Genomic DNA, 14,540 nt, shown 5'->3' with positions numbered 1-14,540 from the left:
ATATAAATAATGTAGTATGATTGTGTAAAGCTTTAATAAGGGAGATTTATTAATATGGGAGAAAATTTTAAATTAATTGCCAATAACAAAAAGGCGTATCATGATTATTTTATCGATGAAAAATATGAAGCCGGTATCGAGCTGTTTGGCACTGAAGTAAAGTCCATACGTATGGGCAAATGCAGTGTAAAGGAGTCTTTTGTTCGAGTTGACAAAGGTGAGATTTACGTATTTGGCATGAACATCAGTCCTTATGAAAAGGGGAATATTTTCAACAAAGATCCACTGCGTATCAGAAAGCTCCTCCTTCATAAATCGGAAATACAAAAACTGGATGAAAAAATTGCGCAAAAGGGATATACTCTGGTTCCTCTTTCCGTATATTTTAAAGGCAGTCTGGTTAAGGTGGAGATCGGTCTGGCAAGAGGTAAAAAACTTTACGATAAAAGGGATGACATCGCAAAGAAAGACCAGAAGCGGGAACTGGAACGTGATTTTAAAGTTCGCAACTTAAAGGTGTAATCGCTGTCTGACGTGTAATTGCCCGTCTGTACAGAACATCGATTGGATGGTAAAATAGGGGTATAAAATAATGGGAGGAAACTGCGGATGGCACTATATGATTATGTAGGGGCATTAAGAAAAGGGCGAAGGCAGTACCAGGCATCCGTATCAAGGGGAGAGTATCCGTATCTGCCAGTGCTTGATGATATTTTATCTTATTCTGATATCGTTTCTGAAGTTAATTTGGGAATTATGGATATTCCGCTGGAGAAGGTAATTGGTACCAAGACAGAAGGACGTACCAATGCATTTGCCAGTAATTTCATGCCCCTTTTGTCGGAAAAATCCGAATTTGGAGCGAAGTGGGCCTACCTGTATGATCATCAGATTCAGGAAGGAATTCATGATCCGATTGTTGTTTATGAATTCATGAATCAATATTATGTACAGGAAGGCAATAAAAGGGTCAGCGTATTAAAATATGTGGGAGCCTTCAGCATCGCTGCCTCAGTAATCCGGATGATTCCAAGGCGAACTGATGATTTAAACAACCGGCTTTATTACGAATTTCTTGACTTTTATCAGGTTTCCTTTAACTGCGATATCTGGTTCAGCAAGGAAGGCAGCTATGACAAGCTTTTAAAGGTAATGAATAAAATTCCGGGAGAACAGTGGAGCGAAGATGACAGGCTGGTGTTTAAGTCTGCATATGACCGTTTTTCCAAAGCATTTCACGCATTCGGCGGTGATGATTATGACATGACCTGTTCCGATGCATTTTTAGTCTATGTGGAGCTGTTGGGATACAAATCGGTGAAAGACCGGGTGGAAAAGCAGATTAAGAAGGATCTGGTTAAGATTAAGGATGAACTTCTTCTGTCTTCCAGAGGCAATAAGATTGCGCTGGTGGAGCAGCCGGAGGAGGCTTTAGAGGGATCGGATAACACCACAATGAAGCTGATCAACTGGCTGCTTCCAAATCCAGGCCTTGACCCTTCCATGCTTAAAATAGCATTTATTCACGCAAAGACAGCGGAAACTTCCAGCTGGACTTACGGTCATGAACTGGGCAGGATGTATCTGGAGCAGGCATTTGACGGAAAGACAGAAACCATGGTCTTTTTCCATGCAGATTCGGAAACGGAGACGGCGAAGGCATTTGATGCCGCGATTGCAGGCGGTTGCAATATGATTTTTACAACAGCCTCCCAGATGATTAATTTAAGTGTAAAGACTGCCATTGACCATCCGGAAATCAGAGTGTTCAACTGTTCGGTCAATATGTCCTATTCTTCTGTCTGTACCTATTATGGAAGAATGTACGAATCAAAGTTTTTAATGGGAGCTTTAGCTGCTTCCATGTCACGGGATGACAAACTTGGCTATATTGCTGATTATCCCATATACGGAACCATTGCCAATATCAATGCATTTGCTTTGGGAGCAAGGATGATTAATCCTTATGCAAAGGTTTATCTGGAGTGGTCAAGGATTGTAGGGCGGGATGCTCAGGCGGAACTTGAGAAAGAAGGAATCCGCTTTATATCCGGTGATGATATGATTACTCCTCAGGCACCTACAAGAGAATACGGTCTTTATCAGAAAGCTGCGGATGGAAGTCTGAGAAACCTGGCTACTCCAATCTGGCATTGGGGAAAGTTTTATGAAAGAATCGTAAATCTCACCTGCCACGGTTCTGTTGACAGGAAAGAAATGAAAGGGAAGCAGGCGATTAACTACTGGTGGGGCATGTCTGCAGACGTCATTGATGTAATCTGCTCCCAGAATCTCCCTCACGGCACAAACCGGCTGATTACATTTTTGAAAAATTCCATTCGGGCAGGAAGCTTCCAGCCATTTGTTGGAACGATTTACTCTCAGGATGGCACAATTCAGTGTGAAGAAGGGTTAAGCCTTACGCCGGAGGAGATTACTACGATGAACTGGCTTACGGAAAATGTGGTAGGGCAGATTCCTGATTTTGAAGAGTTAACAGAAGAAGCCCGGTCATTGGTTCGTCTTCAGGGTCAGACAATATACGAGAACATGGATACGGAGGAACTTCAGCGTGAAAATTCTGGTACTGGCGGATCATGAGTCCAAGTCGCTCTACGAATTCTATACACCGGAGAAGCTAAAAGATATTGATTTAATCATTTCCTGCGGAGATTTGAGAGCAAATTATCTGACGTTTTTTGCCACCTGTTCTCACGCGCCGGTTTATTACGTAAGGGGAAACCATGATTGTCAGTATGAGAGATGTCCTCCGGAGGGGTGTGTCTGCATTGAAGATGAGATTGTAACCTTCAATGGAGTAAGAATTTTGGGGCTGGGTGGTTCCATGGAATATATTCCTGGTTCCCCCAACCAGTTTACAGAAAAGAAAATGGAACAGAGAATTAAGCGCATGTGGTGGAAGTTAAAGAAAAATAAGGGGTTTGATATACTTGTTACCCATGCGCCTGCTTTTGAACTGAATGATCTGCCGGATCTTCCTCATCGTGGTTTTTCCTGCTTTAAGATGTTAATGGACAAGTATGCACCCAGGTATTTTCTTCACGGTCATATCCACGCTAATTATGGCAATGCTTTTAAGAGAGAAGATCAGTATGGAAGCACCGTTGTGATCAATGCTTATGAATATTGCATTATTGATTATAAGTAATGTGGTAACTTTTACAGCAATACGTTCATACCCTATTACAGAAGCCCGTTTACGGGATTAAACTCTTTGCACTGCACATGACTCTACAGTACAAACTGAGCAGGCGTCAGCCTTTAACAGCTGTAAGCCGGGTTGCTTTGGCAACAGCAGATGATTAGAAAGCATCTGTGGGACAGTAGTTAACTCTAATTGTTCCGCAGGTGCATTTTTTATTTATCAGCAGCTGCAATATCTGATCAAACTGGGGGAACTGGTATGAAACGTATCACTGGATCAAAGAAAGAAAAGGATGGAAAAAGTATTGCCATGCACGTATCGGTGGTGAGCATTGTCATTAATTTACTGCTTTCTGCATTTAAACTGGCTGCAGGCATGCTTGGCCATTCTGGAGCAATGATTTCGGATGCAGTTCATTCTGCCTCCGATGTATTCAGCACATTTATTGTTATGATCGGTGTGCAGCTGGCAGATAAAAAATCAGATAAAGAGCATCCATACGGACATGACCGGATGGAATGCGTTGCTTCTGCCATACTTGCTTCTTTGTTAATGGCTACAGGCGCTGTAATTGGCATAACTGGTATTAAAGCTATAATAGGGCAGAATGGAAAGACAGCAGAAATACCTGGATTGGTTGCTTTGGTTGCGGCAGTTTTATCAATCGTCGTAAAAGAATGGATGTACTGGTACACGAGAGCAGCAGCCAAAAAGATAAATTCAGGTGCCGTTATGGCAGATGCCTGGCACCATCGCTCTGACGCGTTGTCTTCTGTGGGAGCTATGATCGGGATTGGCGGTGCAAGAATGGGAGTTCCTGTTTTAGATCCTCTGGCCAGTATTGTAATCTGCATTTTCATTGGTAAGGCAGCTATTGATATATTTCGTGATTCCATGGACAAAATGATCGATAAATCCTGTGATGAGGATACGGTTCAAAAAATGAAGGAGTTTGCAATGTCAGTTATGGGGGTAAAACGGATTGACGATATCAGAACCAGGATGTTTGGTGCAAAAGTATATGTGGATATCGAAATTGCAGCAGAAGGAAAACTGGAACTGGTAAGGTCACACGAAATAGCAGAAAAGGTGCATCTGAGCATAGAAGAACACTTTCCTGATGTAAAGCATTGCATGGTTCACGTGAATCCGGTTCTTGATATGGAAGAAAATGATTAAATATGTCTATAGGTATAACTCCAGATTATAATACACATTCCTATTATTTAGTTGACAAATAACAGTTACATTGTTATCATTTAAATATTATACAAAAAGGCAGGGATGTGAATGGAAAGAATCGTATTATCATTGTTGGTTGATAACACTGCCGGCGTTTTAAGCCGTGTAGCCGGACTGTTCAGCCGCCGTGGCTATAACATTGAGAGCCTTACGGTAGGAGTAACTGCGGATGAGAGATATTCGAGGATGACAGTGGTTTCTGTGGGTGAACAGGAGATCTTGGATCAGATTGAAAAGCAGCTGAGAAAGCTGGAGGATGTCAGGGACATTAAGGAATTGAAGCCCGGACGTTCTGTTTACCGTGAACTTATTCTTGTAAAGGTCCGCGCCAATGCCAGTGAGCGTCAGGCGATCAGTGCCATTGCAGATATATTCAGGGCTACCATCGTTGATGTGGGAAGAGATTCTTTAACCGTCATGCTGACAGGCGACCAGTCAAAACTGGATGCACTGATTAACCTCCTTGGAGATTATGAGATTTTAGAGTTGGCAAGAACTGGTCTGACAGGACTCTCCAGAGGATCAGACGATATCCGCTATCTGCCATAGGCAGTCTTTTGTTGTTAGCTAGAGGTGTTGCCAAAGGCGGACAGTGAGTCGTCGGCATAGTTCCTTTAACAAAATATATTATGAGTCAGTATATGAGGAGGAAAGAAAGATGGCAAAGATTTACTACCAGGAAGACTGCAACTTATCTTTATTAGAAGGTAAGACCATTGCAGTAATTGGATACGGAAGCCAGGGTCATGCCCATGCGCTTAATTTAAAGGAGTCCGGATGTGATGTCATCATTGGACTTTACGAAGGAAGCAGTTCCTGGGCAAAAGCAGAGGCTCAGGGTTTATCCGTTTATACTGCAGCTGAAGCAGCAAAAAAGGCAGATATCATCATGATTCTGATCAACGATGAGAAACAGGCTGCTATGTATAAGGAATCTGTAGAACCCAACTTAAAGGATGGCGACATGCTGATGTTCGCTCACGGTTTTGCAATTCACTTCGGACAGATCGTTCCTCCTAAGAATGTTGATGTTACTATGATTGCTCCAAAAGCACCAGGTCATACAGTTCGTAATGAATATCTGGTAGGCAGAGGAACTCCATGTCTTGTTGCAGTTCATCAGGATTATACTGGTAAGGCAATGGACAAGGCATTGGCATATGCATCTGCAATCGGCGGTGCAAGAGCAGGCGTTTTAGAGACAACCTTCCGGGTTGAGACAGAGACGGATCTTTTTGGTGAGCAGGCTGTATTATGCGGTGGTGTATGCGCACTGATGAAAGCTGGCTTTGAGACATTGGTGGAAGCAGGATATGCACCAGAGAACGCTTACTTTGAGTGTGTACATGAGATGAAGCTGATCGTTGATCTTATCTTTGAAAGCGGCTTTGCAGGTATGAGATATTCAATCTCCAATACAGCTGAGTACGGAGACTATATTACAGGACCAAAGATTATTACAGATGAGACCAAAAAGGCTATGAAGAAAGTGCTGACAGACATTCAGGATGGTACGTTTGCAAAAGACTGGCTGCTTGAGAATCAGGTTGGCGGTGCTCACTTCAAAGCGATGAGAAATGCAGAAGCTTCTCATGAATTAGAGAAAGTCGGAGCAGATCTTCGTAAGCTTTACAGCTGGAATAACGGCGGAAAACTGATCGATAACTAAATATATTTTTAGGATATGTAAAAAGGCTGATAAAAAGAGAGTGTGGTTAACACAATTTCTCTTTTATATCAGCCTTTTTTGCGTATTAGCCTCTGATTCCGGCTTTCTGCATTGCTTCAAAGAAAATTTCCATAGCTGTGGATACAGATCCCGGGTTATAGGCAAATCCAACCGTACGTTTCTTGATACCAGCTATCATGGGAACTTCAATCAGTTCTTTTTTATCCAGTTCCTCCTGGACAAATTCTTTAATCACACAGCCGATCCCCAGACCGATTTTGGCGAATTCGATCAGTAGATCCATCGTAGTAATTTCCAAAAGTTGATTGGGAATGATCTGGTTTTCGTTTAAATATTCGTCAATATACTTCCTGGTCATATTATTTTTATCCAATAAAAGGACGTTGCCGGTTTGAAATAAATCTGCATTTTTTCCCTCTCTTAGATACAAATTTTCCAGATAGGCACTGGTTGATACAAAGATGTCCTGAATTTCCATAACTGGATTAAATAAAAGAGGACGGCGGTTGGAGGGCTCAGCGATCAATCCCAAGTCTATCTGCTGTTGCTCCAGCATGGCAACCGTATGGGTGGTGGACTGACTTTCTATGGTAATTTTAATATGAGGATACTTTTCAATAAATCCCTTTAAATAAGGAAGAAGAATGTATTTACACAGGGTATTGCTCACACCGATTCTTAAGTGCCCGATATTAAAATCCTTTACTCTCTTAAGTTCCAGTTCCCCTCTGTTGATCGCTTCAAATGCTGTTTTTGTGTGATGAAACAAAAGCTTTCCCTCTTCCGTAAGCTGGACGCCTCTGGAATTTCGGGTAAATAATGCCACACCTAAATTGTCCTCCAGCTTGCTGATGGACTTGCTGATTGCGGGCTGACTGATGAAAAGTTCTTTCGCAGCTTTGGATATATTACCAGCTTTTGCTACTTCATAAAATATTTTATATTGAGAAAGATTCTGATCCATGTTAAAAATCCTTTCATTTTATAACCATTCATTATAATAATACACAATACTATATATTGATATTATATCAGGTAAAATAGCGGAATGTAAAGCAGGAAAATCAAGGAGGCGAATGGCCTGGCATGGAAGGAAAGCCTGCATAAGCTTTTGCTGGACAAACAGAGTTTTTCTTATTATGATGTAATTCATAAAACAAAAGGACAGGAGTGATCTGATATGATAAAAACAAATGTAATGAGAATGCTTGATAAAGCGGGGATTGCCTATGATACAAAAGAATATACCGTAGATGAACAGGATTTATCAGGAAGCCATGCAGCCGATATGCTGGGGGTGGATCATGGAAGTGTATTTAAAACTCTGGTATTAAAAGGAGATAAAACTAGTTATTTTGTCTGTTGTATCCCTGTTGACGCTGAGCTGGATTTAAAAAAGACAGCAAAGCTTACGGGTGATAAAAAAGTTGAAATGATTTCCGTAAAAGATTTACAGTCTGTTACCGGTTATATCAGAGGCGGGTGTTCACCTGTGGGAATGAAAAAGCAGTTTCCTACATGGATTGATGCATCTGCGGAAAATTATACTGATATTGTAGTAAGCGCCGGGATCAGGGGCCAGCAAATTGTCATTGCTCCACAGGAACTGGCTGTCTTTATTAGAGGTAATTTCGCCTCACTTACCCTGAATTAGTTTACATAAAACATTTAAACGGGTAGACAGGCTAACAGTGCACAGGTGAATAATTAACAGAAATGTAATACTATTGTAAAAAGTTAACACATGTTTAATACAAAAAAATCACATAAGTACAAGTGAAAATAGTGTATAACTAACAATAAAATAAAAATGGAAAAAAATTAAGAAGTTAAATTATCACAAAAATGTTAAATGACCATTGACTTTATTAACGGGATTCTTCTATAATTACGGACGACACAAAGAAACGGGTACGGAACAGTCCGAAGCCCACGCAAATGAGATTAGAGAAAGAGGAGTATTTATGCTTACACTACGCTCTATCCTTCAGCAGATTAGTCAGTTCTTCAGAGGAATGTCCGTAAGGGTCACGAAGCGAATGTATCGTTCCTCAGCAGTTTTTATGGCAGGTGCCGCAGTAATTACAGTAATTGCTTTTACTTCCACAGGTTTTGGAAGCAGCGGAAAAAATGCATTAACGGCATTTGCAGAAACACGGGCTTTAGAAGACGCTACCGATGATGAGAACGTTGAAGAAGAGGAAACAGCTTCACAAGCAAAAGTACAAATTAACCTTACCGATCCCAGGATGCAGGCACAGCAACTTGCTGGAAATCTGTTGGAAAAAGAAGTCATACAAAAGCAGGAACTGGAAAAAGAATCCTTTACCAGAATCCAGCGCATGAATGAACAGATTGCACTGGAGGAGGAAGCGAAAAAGCAGGCGCAGTTAGCCGCAGAAGAAGCCAGGAAGGCGAAAGAAGCGGAAGAAGCAGCTGCCAAAAAGGCAGAAGAGGAAAAAGCAGCACGTGCCACGTCTCTGTCGGATGAAGACTATAATGTCTTGTTAAAAATTGTGCAGGCAGAAGCCGGAGTTTGTGATGATGAAGGAAAGATTCTTGTAGCAAATGTGATTTTAAATCGTGTAAAAAGCGGTAAATTTCCAAGTACAGTGAAAGGAGTTGTTTATTCACCCTCCCAGTTTTCCCCGGTATCCAATGGAAGCATTAATTCCGTAAAGGTTACCAGCAATACCATTGATTGTGTGGAAAGGGCGCTGGAAGGTGAGGACTATTCAAACGGAGCTTTGTATTTTATGAATCGAAGGGGTTCAAGGAGCGGTGCAATCAGCTGGTTTGATTCCCATTTAACTTATTTATTCCAGCACGGAAACCATGAATTTTTTAAATAAAAACATTGTTAAATATTCTGTTTTTGGTGTATACTATAGTTTGATAACAGGAATTTCCATCTTTTGTTATAACTATACTGATACATAAAAGGAGAGTATTCAAATGATTTTTGACACAGCAAAAAACCTTGATTTTTACAGAAACCTTGGTGTGGAAGACAGATATGCCAAGGCAGTAGATTTTCTTAAGAATACTGATCTGGAGAAACTGGAGCCAGGTAAATATGAGATTGACGGCAAGAACGTTTTTGCCAATGTAGTAGAATATACAACAATTCCATGGGAAGAAGCGAAATATGAAGCTCACCATAATTATACAGATATTCAATATGTGATTTCCGGTTCTGAGATTATGACCTACGCAAGAATTGATGAACTGAATGAAAAAGTACCATATAACGATGAAAAAGATGTTGTATTTTACGACAATGAAAACCCAGGCTTAAAAGCGGTAGTAAAGTCTGGAGAATATATGATTTTTAATCCCTGGGATGGCCATAAACCAAAGGCTGCAGCCGGAGAACCAGCTCCAATTAAGAAAGTAATTGTTAAAATCAAAGAAAACTAAAAAAACGGGATTCTGTTCTTTTCCAAGGAACAGAATCCCGTTTTTTAAAACTTCCAGCCGTCAGATCCGGATAGTACGGCATCCTTTGTGTATTTGACAAGATCAGCATCCTTCAGTCTGTAAATCCAGTCAGGTCTGTGATCCATGTCACCTTTAGGACCGTAGCTTCCATATTCGGCATAGAAGGCATTTTTATGAGAGCCCTCTTTGTTCCAGTCATGCCAGCCTTCCCGGCAGATGTGGTCGCCAATGTAGCAATTGATTAAAACCGTCTTTGCATATTCTCTCCACGGACGTCCCAGGTAAGCATTATCTGGAGGACAGTTTCCTTCAAAACGGCAGTTTTCCATGACATAACCGTATTCCTGGCCTTCCGGAGTTGATGCGGCAGTTACATAACTGCTGATTTCTTTTCCGGTATATTTGGAAAAGAATGTGCAGTTCTCAAAGTAGGCAGTAGCGCTTCCAAAAACAAAATCAATATCGCCCTCCAGATAGCAGTCCTTATAATAATGTCTTCCATTGATCCTGGGAGCATTCTGCTTAGGCCCGATAAATCCGTTTGGCTCAATTTCCTTTGGTGGCAGCGGACCTGTAAAAATGGTGTCCTGATTGCCAAGAAAACGGCAGTTGTCAAAGGAGAGACGATCCCCGTCTGCATAAACAGCAAGAGCCTGTCCCACATCAATTCCTTTTCCGGCGCTGTTTTCAAACGTAATATTTTTTGCTGTAAAATCATAAGTATCGATTAAACAGGAATAGGTTCGAAACGTTCCCCGCTTCATCCCGTCTTCCATAGGCATATGGGCATATAAGCCATAGGTTAGAATGGTATGGTTCTTATCTTCCCCAAGAAAGGTTATGTGAGGGGTGGTGATTGTGATCTGCTCCTCATAAACTCCTTTGTGAATGAAAAGAGTATATTCAGCTGTGCCATTTTGGGGCAATGAGTCAAGCGCTTTTTGTATGCTTTCAAAATCTCCGGTGCCATCTTTGGAAATGTGTATCATATTTGACCTTCTTTCTAGTTGTTGTATACATGATGCATAATGCACATTAAATATAAACAATTTTTGTGGAAAATGCAATAGAAAATATTGACTTTTTCTTAACAAAATGAGATAATGAGAGCAAATTTGAATTTTATAAGGAGGATTTTTATATGTCAACAAAAGCTTATTACCCAATTAATGAAATTGGAAAAGGAAAGCCTGGCTTTGCAACGACACGTTCAATTATCGAGGCACCATTCTATGGGAATAACGTTATCAAAGTTAATACGCTTCGTGAGGCATATGAATTGGCAAAAAACTCACCAGGAACGATTGTCACAGATATGCCGGTTTATAGAGGAGAAGAATTCGGACTGGATAAGGATGCAAAAGTACTTTTGTTTAATGATGGTGCAATTACCGGACGGTATGCAACAGCCAGAAGAATTGCAGGGGAACCTGGAGTAAACTGTGCTGCTCTTGACAAAGTTGTTATGGATGCTGTTTATGAGACACGGTGGAAAACCATGTATCATGCAGAGGTATACGCTGGTCTTGATCCGGAGTATATGGTGAAGGCGCATCTTCTCATTCCAGAAGGCGAGGAGAACATCTTATATAACTGGATGCTGAACTTCCAGTATATGTCTGATCAGTATGTCAACATGTATAAGGCTTCTAAACCGGTAGGAGATGGCAAAGAGCCTGATATCTATATCTTCTCTGATCCCCAGTGGAATGGTTCTGACCGTCCTGGTGTAGATCTGTCCTGTTTAAGCGATCCTAAATGTCTATGTTATTTTAACACGGAACAAAACTGCGCTGCAATTCTCGGCATGAGATATTTTGGAGAGCATAAGAAAGGTACACTTACCATGGTATGGGCACTTGCCAATCGAAACGGCTACGCTTCCTGCCACGGCGGACAAAAAGAGTATACCCTTTCTGATGGTTCCAAGTATGTTGCATCTGTATTTGGATTATCAGGATCCGGTAAATCCACCATTACACATGCAAAACACGGTGGCAAATACGGCGTAACCGTACTTCATGACGATGCATTTATCATTAATACCGATACCTGTGCATCCGTTGCAATTGAACCTACATACTTTGATAAGACACAGGATTATCCTACCGGATGTGAGGACAACAAGTACTTACTGACTGCACAGAACTGCTCCTGTACCCTGGATGAAGACGGAAAGATCCAGCTGGTAACAGAAGATATCAGAAACGGTAACGGACGTGCAATTAAGTCAAAATTATGGTCACCAAACCGTGTGGATAAAATTGAATCTCCTGTTAATGCGATCTTCTGGATTATGAAGGATCCTACCATCCCACCAATCGTTAAATTAAAAGGAGCATCACTGGCATCTGTTATGGGCGCAACCCTTGCAACCAAGAGATCCTCAGCAGAGAGACTTGCTCCAGGAGCAGATCCTAATGCGTTGGTAGTTGTTCCTTATGCTAACCCATTCAGAACCTATCCTCTTGCCAATGATTATGAAAAGTTCAAAAAACTGGTTGAAGAAAAGAACGTAGATTGCTATATTATTAATACAGGTGATTTTATGGGCAAGAAGGTTCAGCCTAAGGATACACTTGGAATTCTGGAAGCAATTGTTGATAAAAAGGCAGAATTCAAACAGTGGGGACCATTTACAGATATTGATATCTTTGAGTGGGAAGGATTCGTTCCGGATCTGAATGATCCGACTTATGCAGAGCAGTTAAAGGCTCGTATGCAGGATCGTGTGAAATTTGTTGCCAATATGTCAGTTGCAAAAGAAGGATACGATAAGCTTCCTGATGATGCGTTAGAGGCAATCCAGAAAGTTGTTGATCAATTGAAGTAATTGTTACAGAGACGAAAAAGGAGAACTTTTTCGTCTCTGTTTTTTAAGTAAGTGGAGGAGATGTTATGAAAAAAGATTATTTGCTGTTTGATTTAGATGGAACGCTGACCGATCCCAAAGAGGGGATAACAAAATCGGTCCGCCATGCTCTGCACGCTTTTGGAATTGAAGCGGAAAATCTCGATGATTTATGCTGTTTTATCGGACCACCTTTAAAAGACAGCTTTATGGAGTACTATGGTTTTACAGAATCAGATGCCCAGAAGGCAGTGGAGATCTTTCGGGAATACTTCTCCTCACAGGGGATTTTTGAGAATAAAGTATACGAGGGAACCAGAGAGTCTTTGGAAGCACTTGTGAGATCAGGGAAAAAACTTTATGTTGCTTCGTCAAAACCGGAAGTCTTTGTAAGAATGATATTGGAACATTTTGAACTGGATTCTTATTTTGAGTTTATGGGAGGAGCGGATTTTGAAGAAATCCGTGTGAAAAAAGCAGATGTGATCCGTTATGTGCTTGATACCTGTGAAATCCATGATTTATCAAAAACAGTGATGATCGGCGATCGAAAACATGACATTCTGGGTGCAAAAGAGTTTGGAATGGAATCTGTCGGGGTATTGTATGGATATGGGAGCAGGGAGGAACTTACTAAGGCAGGAGCAGAATTTCTGGTAGAATCAATTTTTGATTTGCAGAATCTTTTCTAGTGTGCTATACTAGGGCTTTAACAGGAAACAGTCCTTTTGATATCGGTATTTGGAAGACGAAGCACCAGCGGAAGGAGAATTATTGTGATTGAATTGGAAAGAGATGAGAGACAGATTGTCAGAGAACTTTGCAGCATGAGCAAAGAGGTGATTCCCTCTGCTGTTGCAAAAGGGCGTATCGGAAAAGTCTGGGTCCCGGAGAGGGATAATCCGTCCTTTTGTTTGATTCATTCGGGTAATTTTGTATATCTGGCCGGAATTTGTCCCAAGGGAGAGCAGGCTCTTGAGCTCAGGGAACTTTTAATTAAAAACTGCAGTAAGGGTTTTATTACCCCTTCCGACGAACGCTGGTCTGAATGGCTGGAAGAGACGTTTGGAGGCAGTTGCCGGATTATGTCCCGTTATGCCATGAGAACAGATGAAGATCTTTTCTCTAAGGAGACGCTGAATAATTATTTGAACTCCATTCCTGAAGGAATTCAAATTAAAAAAATGAATCAGAGTCTTTATGAGAAAGCGATGAGTTCTGAGTGGAGCAGAGAAATTTGTTCTGATTTTGAAACCCAGAAGGATTTTACCCATCGCGGTTTTGGATTTGCAGCACTGGACGGTGAAAGACTGGTTTCCGGTTGTTCGGCCTATCCAATCAGTGAAGAGAAGATTGTGGTAAAAGTTGCGACACACAAGGAATATAAGCGCCGGGGTCTTGCTCTGGCATGCAGTGCAGGATTAATCTTATCCTGTTTAAAACAGGAGATTTTTCCAACCTGGGATGCGGACAACATTCCTGCCGCCGGACTGGCGGAGAAGCTTGGCTATATTTTTGAAAAAGAATATCAGGTATACAGACTGGGAAATCTGGAGAGTGGACTGTATTAGACGCAAGAAAAATCAGGAGGATTACAGCAGATGAAAAAGGTTAAGATCGGTTTTTGGGGCATGGACTCCATATTGGAATTTGTGACCATAGCCGGTAAATGTAAAGAAAAGATGGAATTGATGAATGGAGACTGCATTGTAAATGCGAAATCACTTTTATCTGTTCTTTCCCTGGTAACTGCTGAAGCGGTTGAACTGATTATACTGGAAGAATCCTGTGATTCCCTTTTAAACCGGCTGGATTTATATGTGGAACACGGAAGACTTCTTGGCGGTAAGAATATTGTTTTCTGATCAGTAAAGTAAAAACTGACAGGAAAAGGAACTTGATAATTCTCTGGAATTGTTGTATACTGAAGCCATAGAAAATAGAGACTGTAATTCCTGAGATGTGCGATAATCTTACCTTTTTTGAACCTACATTATGACATAAGGGATTCCAATATTTTCAGGCGGATGTCAGGCCTCCGTTGTAGTGGAAGGCAGATGCCTGAGTGAGGTTGCCCACCTAGCTTAGCTAGGCGTCAATAAGTAAGAACCGGCATTTTGGGGTTACAAAAGAAAAAAGCAGCGAGAAAT

At 41.2% G+C, this 14,540-nt stretch carries 15 protein-coding genes, 1 other RNA gene and 1 riboswitch; of the genes, 14 read left to right on the top strand and 2 right to left on the bottom strand.

Annotation, left to right across the window (positions count from 1 at the left end; genetic code table 11):
* Nucleotides 1-54 precede the first annotated feature (54 nt).
* The 6 genes from smpB (at nt 55) to ilvC (ending at nt 6,077) form a co-directional block, all read left to right on the top strand.
* On the top strand, nt 55-522 hold the full coding sequence (gene smpB / locus ABS301_RS17745; RefSeq protein WP_349673473.1) for an SsrA-binding protein SmpB: 468 nt from the start codon (nt 55-57) through the stop codon (nt 520-522).
* Between the two features lie 87 nt (nt 523-609).
* Entirely contained in the window at nt 610-2,601 is a 1,992-nt protein-coding gene (locus tag ABS301_RS17740; protein WP_349673472.1) for a BMP family ABC transporter substrate-binding protein, read from the top strand.
* Nucleotides 2,573-3,169: a metallophosphoesterase family protein gene (locus ABS301_RS17735; protein WP_349673471.1), complete on the top strand. Its 597-nt coding sequence runs from the start codon at nt 2,573-2,575 to the stop codon at nt 3,167-3,169. Before ABS301_RS17740 ends, ABS301_RS17735 begins: the two co-directional genes overlap by 29 nt.
* 85 nt (nt 3,170-3,254) lie before the next feature.
* A riboswitch (NiCo riboswitch) is annotated at nt 3,255-3,347 on the top strand.
* Between the two features lie 77 nt (nt 3,348-3,424).
* Entirely contained in the window at nt 3,425-4,345 is a 921-nt protein-coding gene (locus ABS301_RS17730) for a cation diffusion facilitator family transporter (RefSeq protein WP_349673470.1), read from the top strand.
* A gap of 111 nt (nt 4,346-4,456) precedes the next feature.
* Nucleotides 4,457-4,957, top strand: coding sequence for an acetolactate synthase small subunit (ilvN, locus tag ABS301_RS17725; RefSeq protein ID WP_104437592.1), 501 nt, complete (start codon nt 4,457-4,459; stop codon nt 4,955-4,957).
* Between the two features lie 109 nt (nt 4,958-5,066).
* Nucleotides 5,067-6,077: a ketol-acid reductoisomerase gene (ilvC, locus tag ABS301_RS17720; protein WP_104437591.1), complete on the top strand. Its 1,011-nt coding sequence runs from the start codon at nt 5,067-5,069 to the stop codon at nt 6,075-6,077.
* 85 nt (nt 6,078-6,162) lie between these two features.
* On the opposite strand, the gene ABS301_RS17715 is transcribed toward ilvC, so the two are convergent.
* Complete coding sequence (locus ABS301_RS17715; RefSeq protein ID WP_349673469.1) at nt 6,163-7,062, bottom strand: LysR family transcriptional regulator; 900 nt, start codon at nt 7,060-7,062, stop codon at nt 6,163-6,165.
* 216 nt (nt 7,063-7,278) lie between these two features.
* Between ABS301_RS17715 and ybaK the strand changes: the two genes are divergently transcribed.
* The 3 genes from ybaK (at nt 7,279) to ABS301_RS17700 (ending at nt 9,518) form a co-directional block, all read left to right on the top strand.
* The gene (gene ybaK / locus ABS301_RS17710) at nt 7,279-7,752 is read left to right on the top strand and encodes a Cys-tRNA(Pro) deacylase (RefSeq protein ID WP_349673468.1); all 474 of its coding nucleotides are present in this window, start codon (nt 7,279-7,281) and stop codon (nt 7,750-7,752) included.
* Between the two features lie 310 nt (nt 7,753-8,062).
* Nucleotides 8,063-8,950 (top strand): cell wall hydrolase, encoded by an 888-nt coding sequence (locus ABS301_RS17705; protein WP_349673467.1) that lies wholly within the window; start codon nt 8,063-8,065, stop codon nt 8,948-8,950.
* Nucleotides 8,951-9,053: 103 nt separating this feature from the next.
* Nucleotides 9,054-9,518, top strand: coding sequence for a NanQ anomerase/TabA/YiaL family protein (locus tag ABS301_RS17700; protein WP_104437587.1), 465 nt, complete (start codon nt 9,054-9,056; stop codon nt 9,516-9,518).
* A gap of 44 nt (nt 9,519-9,562) precedes the next feature.
* Here the strand turns inward: ABS301_RS17700 and ABS301_RS17695 are convergent, their stop codons facing one another.
* Nucleotides 9,563-10,528 carry a pectinesterase family protein gene (locus tag ABS301_RS17695; protein ID WP_349673466.1) on the bottom strand — a complete coding sequence of 322 codons (966 nt, stop codon included), beginning with the start codon at nt 10,526-10,528 and terminating at the stop codon, nt 9,563-9,565.
* 152 nt (nt 10,529-10,680) lie between these two features.
* Here ABS301_RS17695 and ABS301_RS17690 point away from each other — a divergent pair, with 152 nt between their 5' ends.
* The 5 genes from ABS301_RS17690 (at nt 10,681) to ssrS (ending at nt 14,518) form a co-directional block, all read left to right on the top strand.
* Nucleotides 10,681-12,372 carry a phosphoenolpyruvate carboxykinase (ATP) gene (locus tag ABS301_RS17690; RefSeq protein ID WP_349673465.1) on the top strand — a complete coding sequence of 564 codons (1,692 nt, stop codon included), beginning with the start codon at nt 10,681-10,683 and terminating at the stop codon, nt 12,370-12,372.
* Between the two features lie 65 nt (nt 12,373-12,437).
* The gene (locus ABS301_RS17685) at nt 12,438-13,082 is read left to right on the top strand and encodes an HAD family hydrolase (protein ID WP_349673464.1); all 645 of its coding nucleotides are present in this window, start codon (nt 12,438-12,440) and stop codon (nt 13,080-13,082) included.
* A gap of 84 nt (nt 13,083-13,166) precedes the next feature.
* Nucleotides 13,167-13,961, top strand: a complete 795-nt coding sequence (locus ABS301_RS17680) for a GNAT family N-acetyltransferase (RefSeq protein ID WP_349673463.1) — start codon at nt 13,167-13,169, stop codon at nt 13,959-13,961.
* A 30-nt stretch (nt 13,962-13,991) separates the two neighbouring features.
* Complete coding sequence (locus ABS301_RS17675; RefSeq protein WP_349673462.1) at nt 13,992-14,255, top strand: HPr family phosphocarrier protein; 264 nt, start codon at nt 13,992-13,994, stop codon at nt 14,253-14,255.
* Nucleotides 14,256-14,339: 84 nt separating this feature from the next.
* A non-coding RNA gene (gene ssrS, locus ABS301_RS17670) (6S RNA) lies at nt 14,340-14,518 on the top strand.
* Nucleotides 14,519-14,540: the final 22 nt, after the last annotated feature.

Source organism: Lacrimispora sp., from assembly GCF_031982545.1.
Classification (GTDB): Bacteria; Bacillota; Clostridia; order Lachnospirales; family Lachnospiraceae; genus Lacrimispora.
The sequence above is the reverse complement of the archived record's forward strand: the minus strand, read 5'-3'. Positions and strand labels throughout refer to the sequence as shown.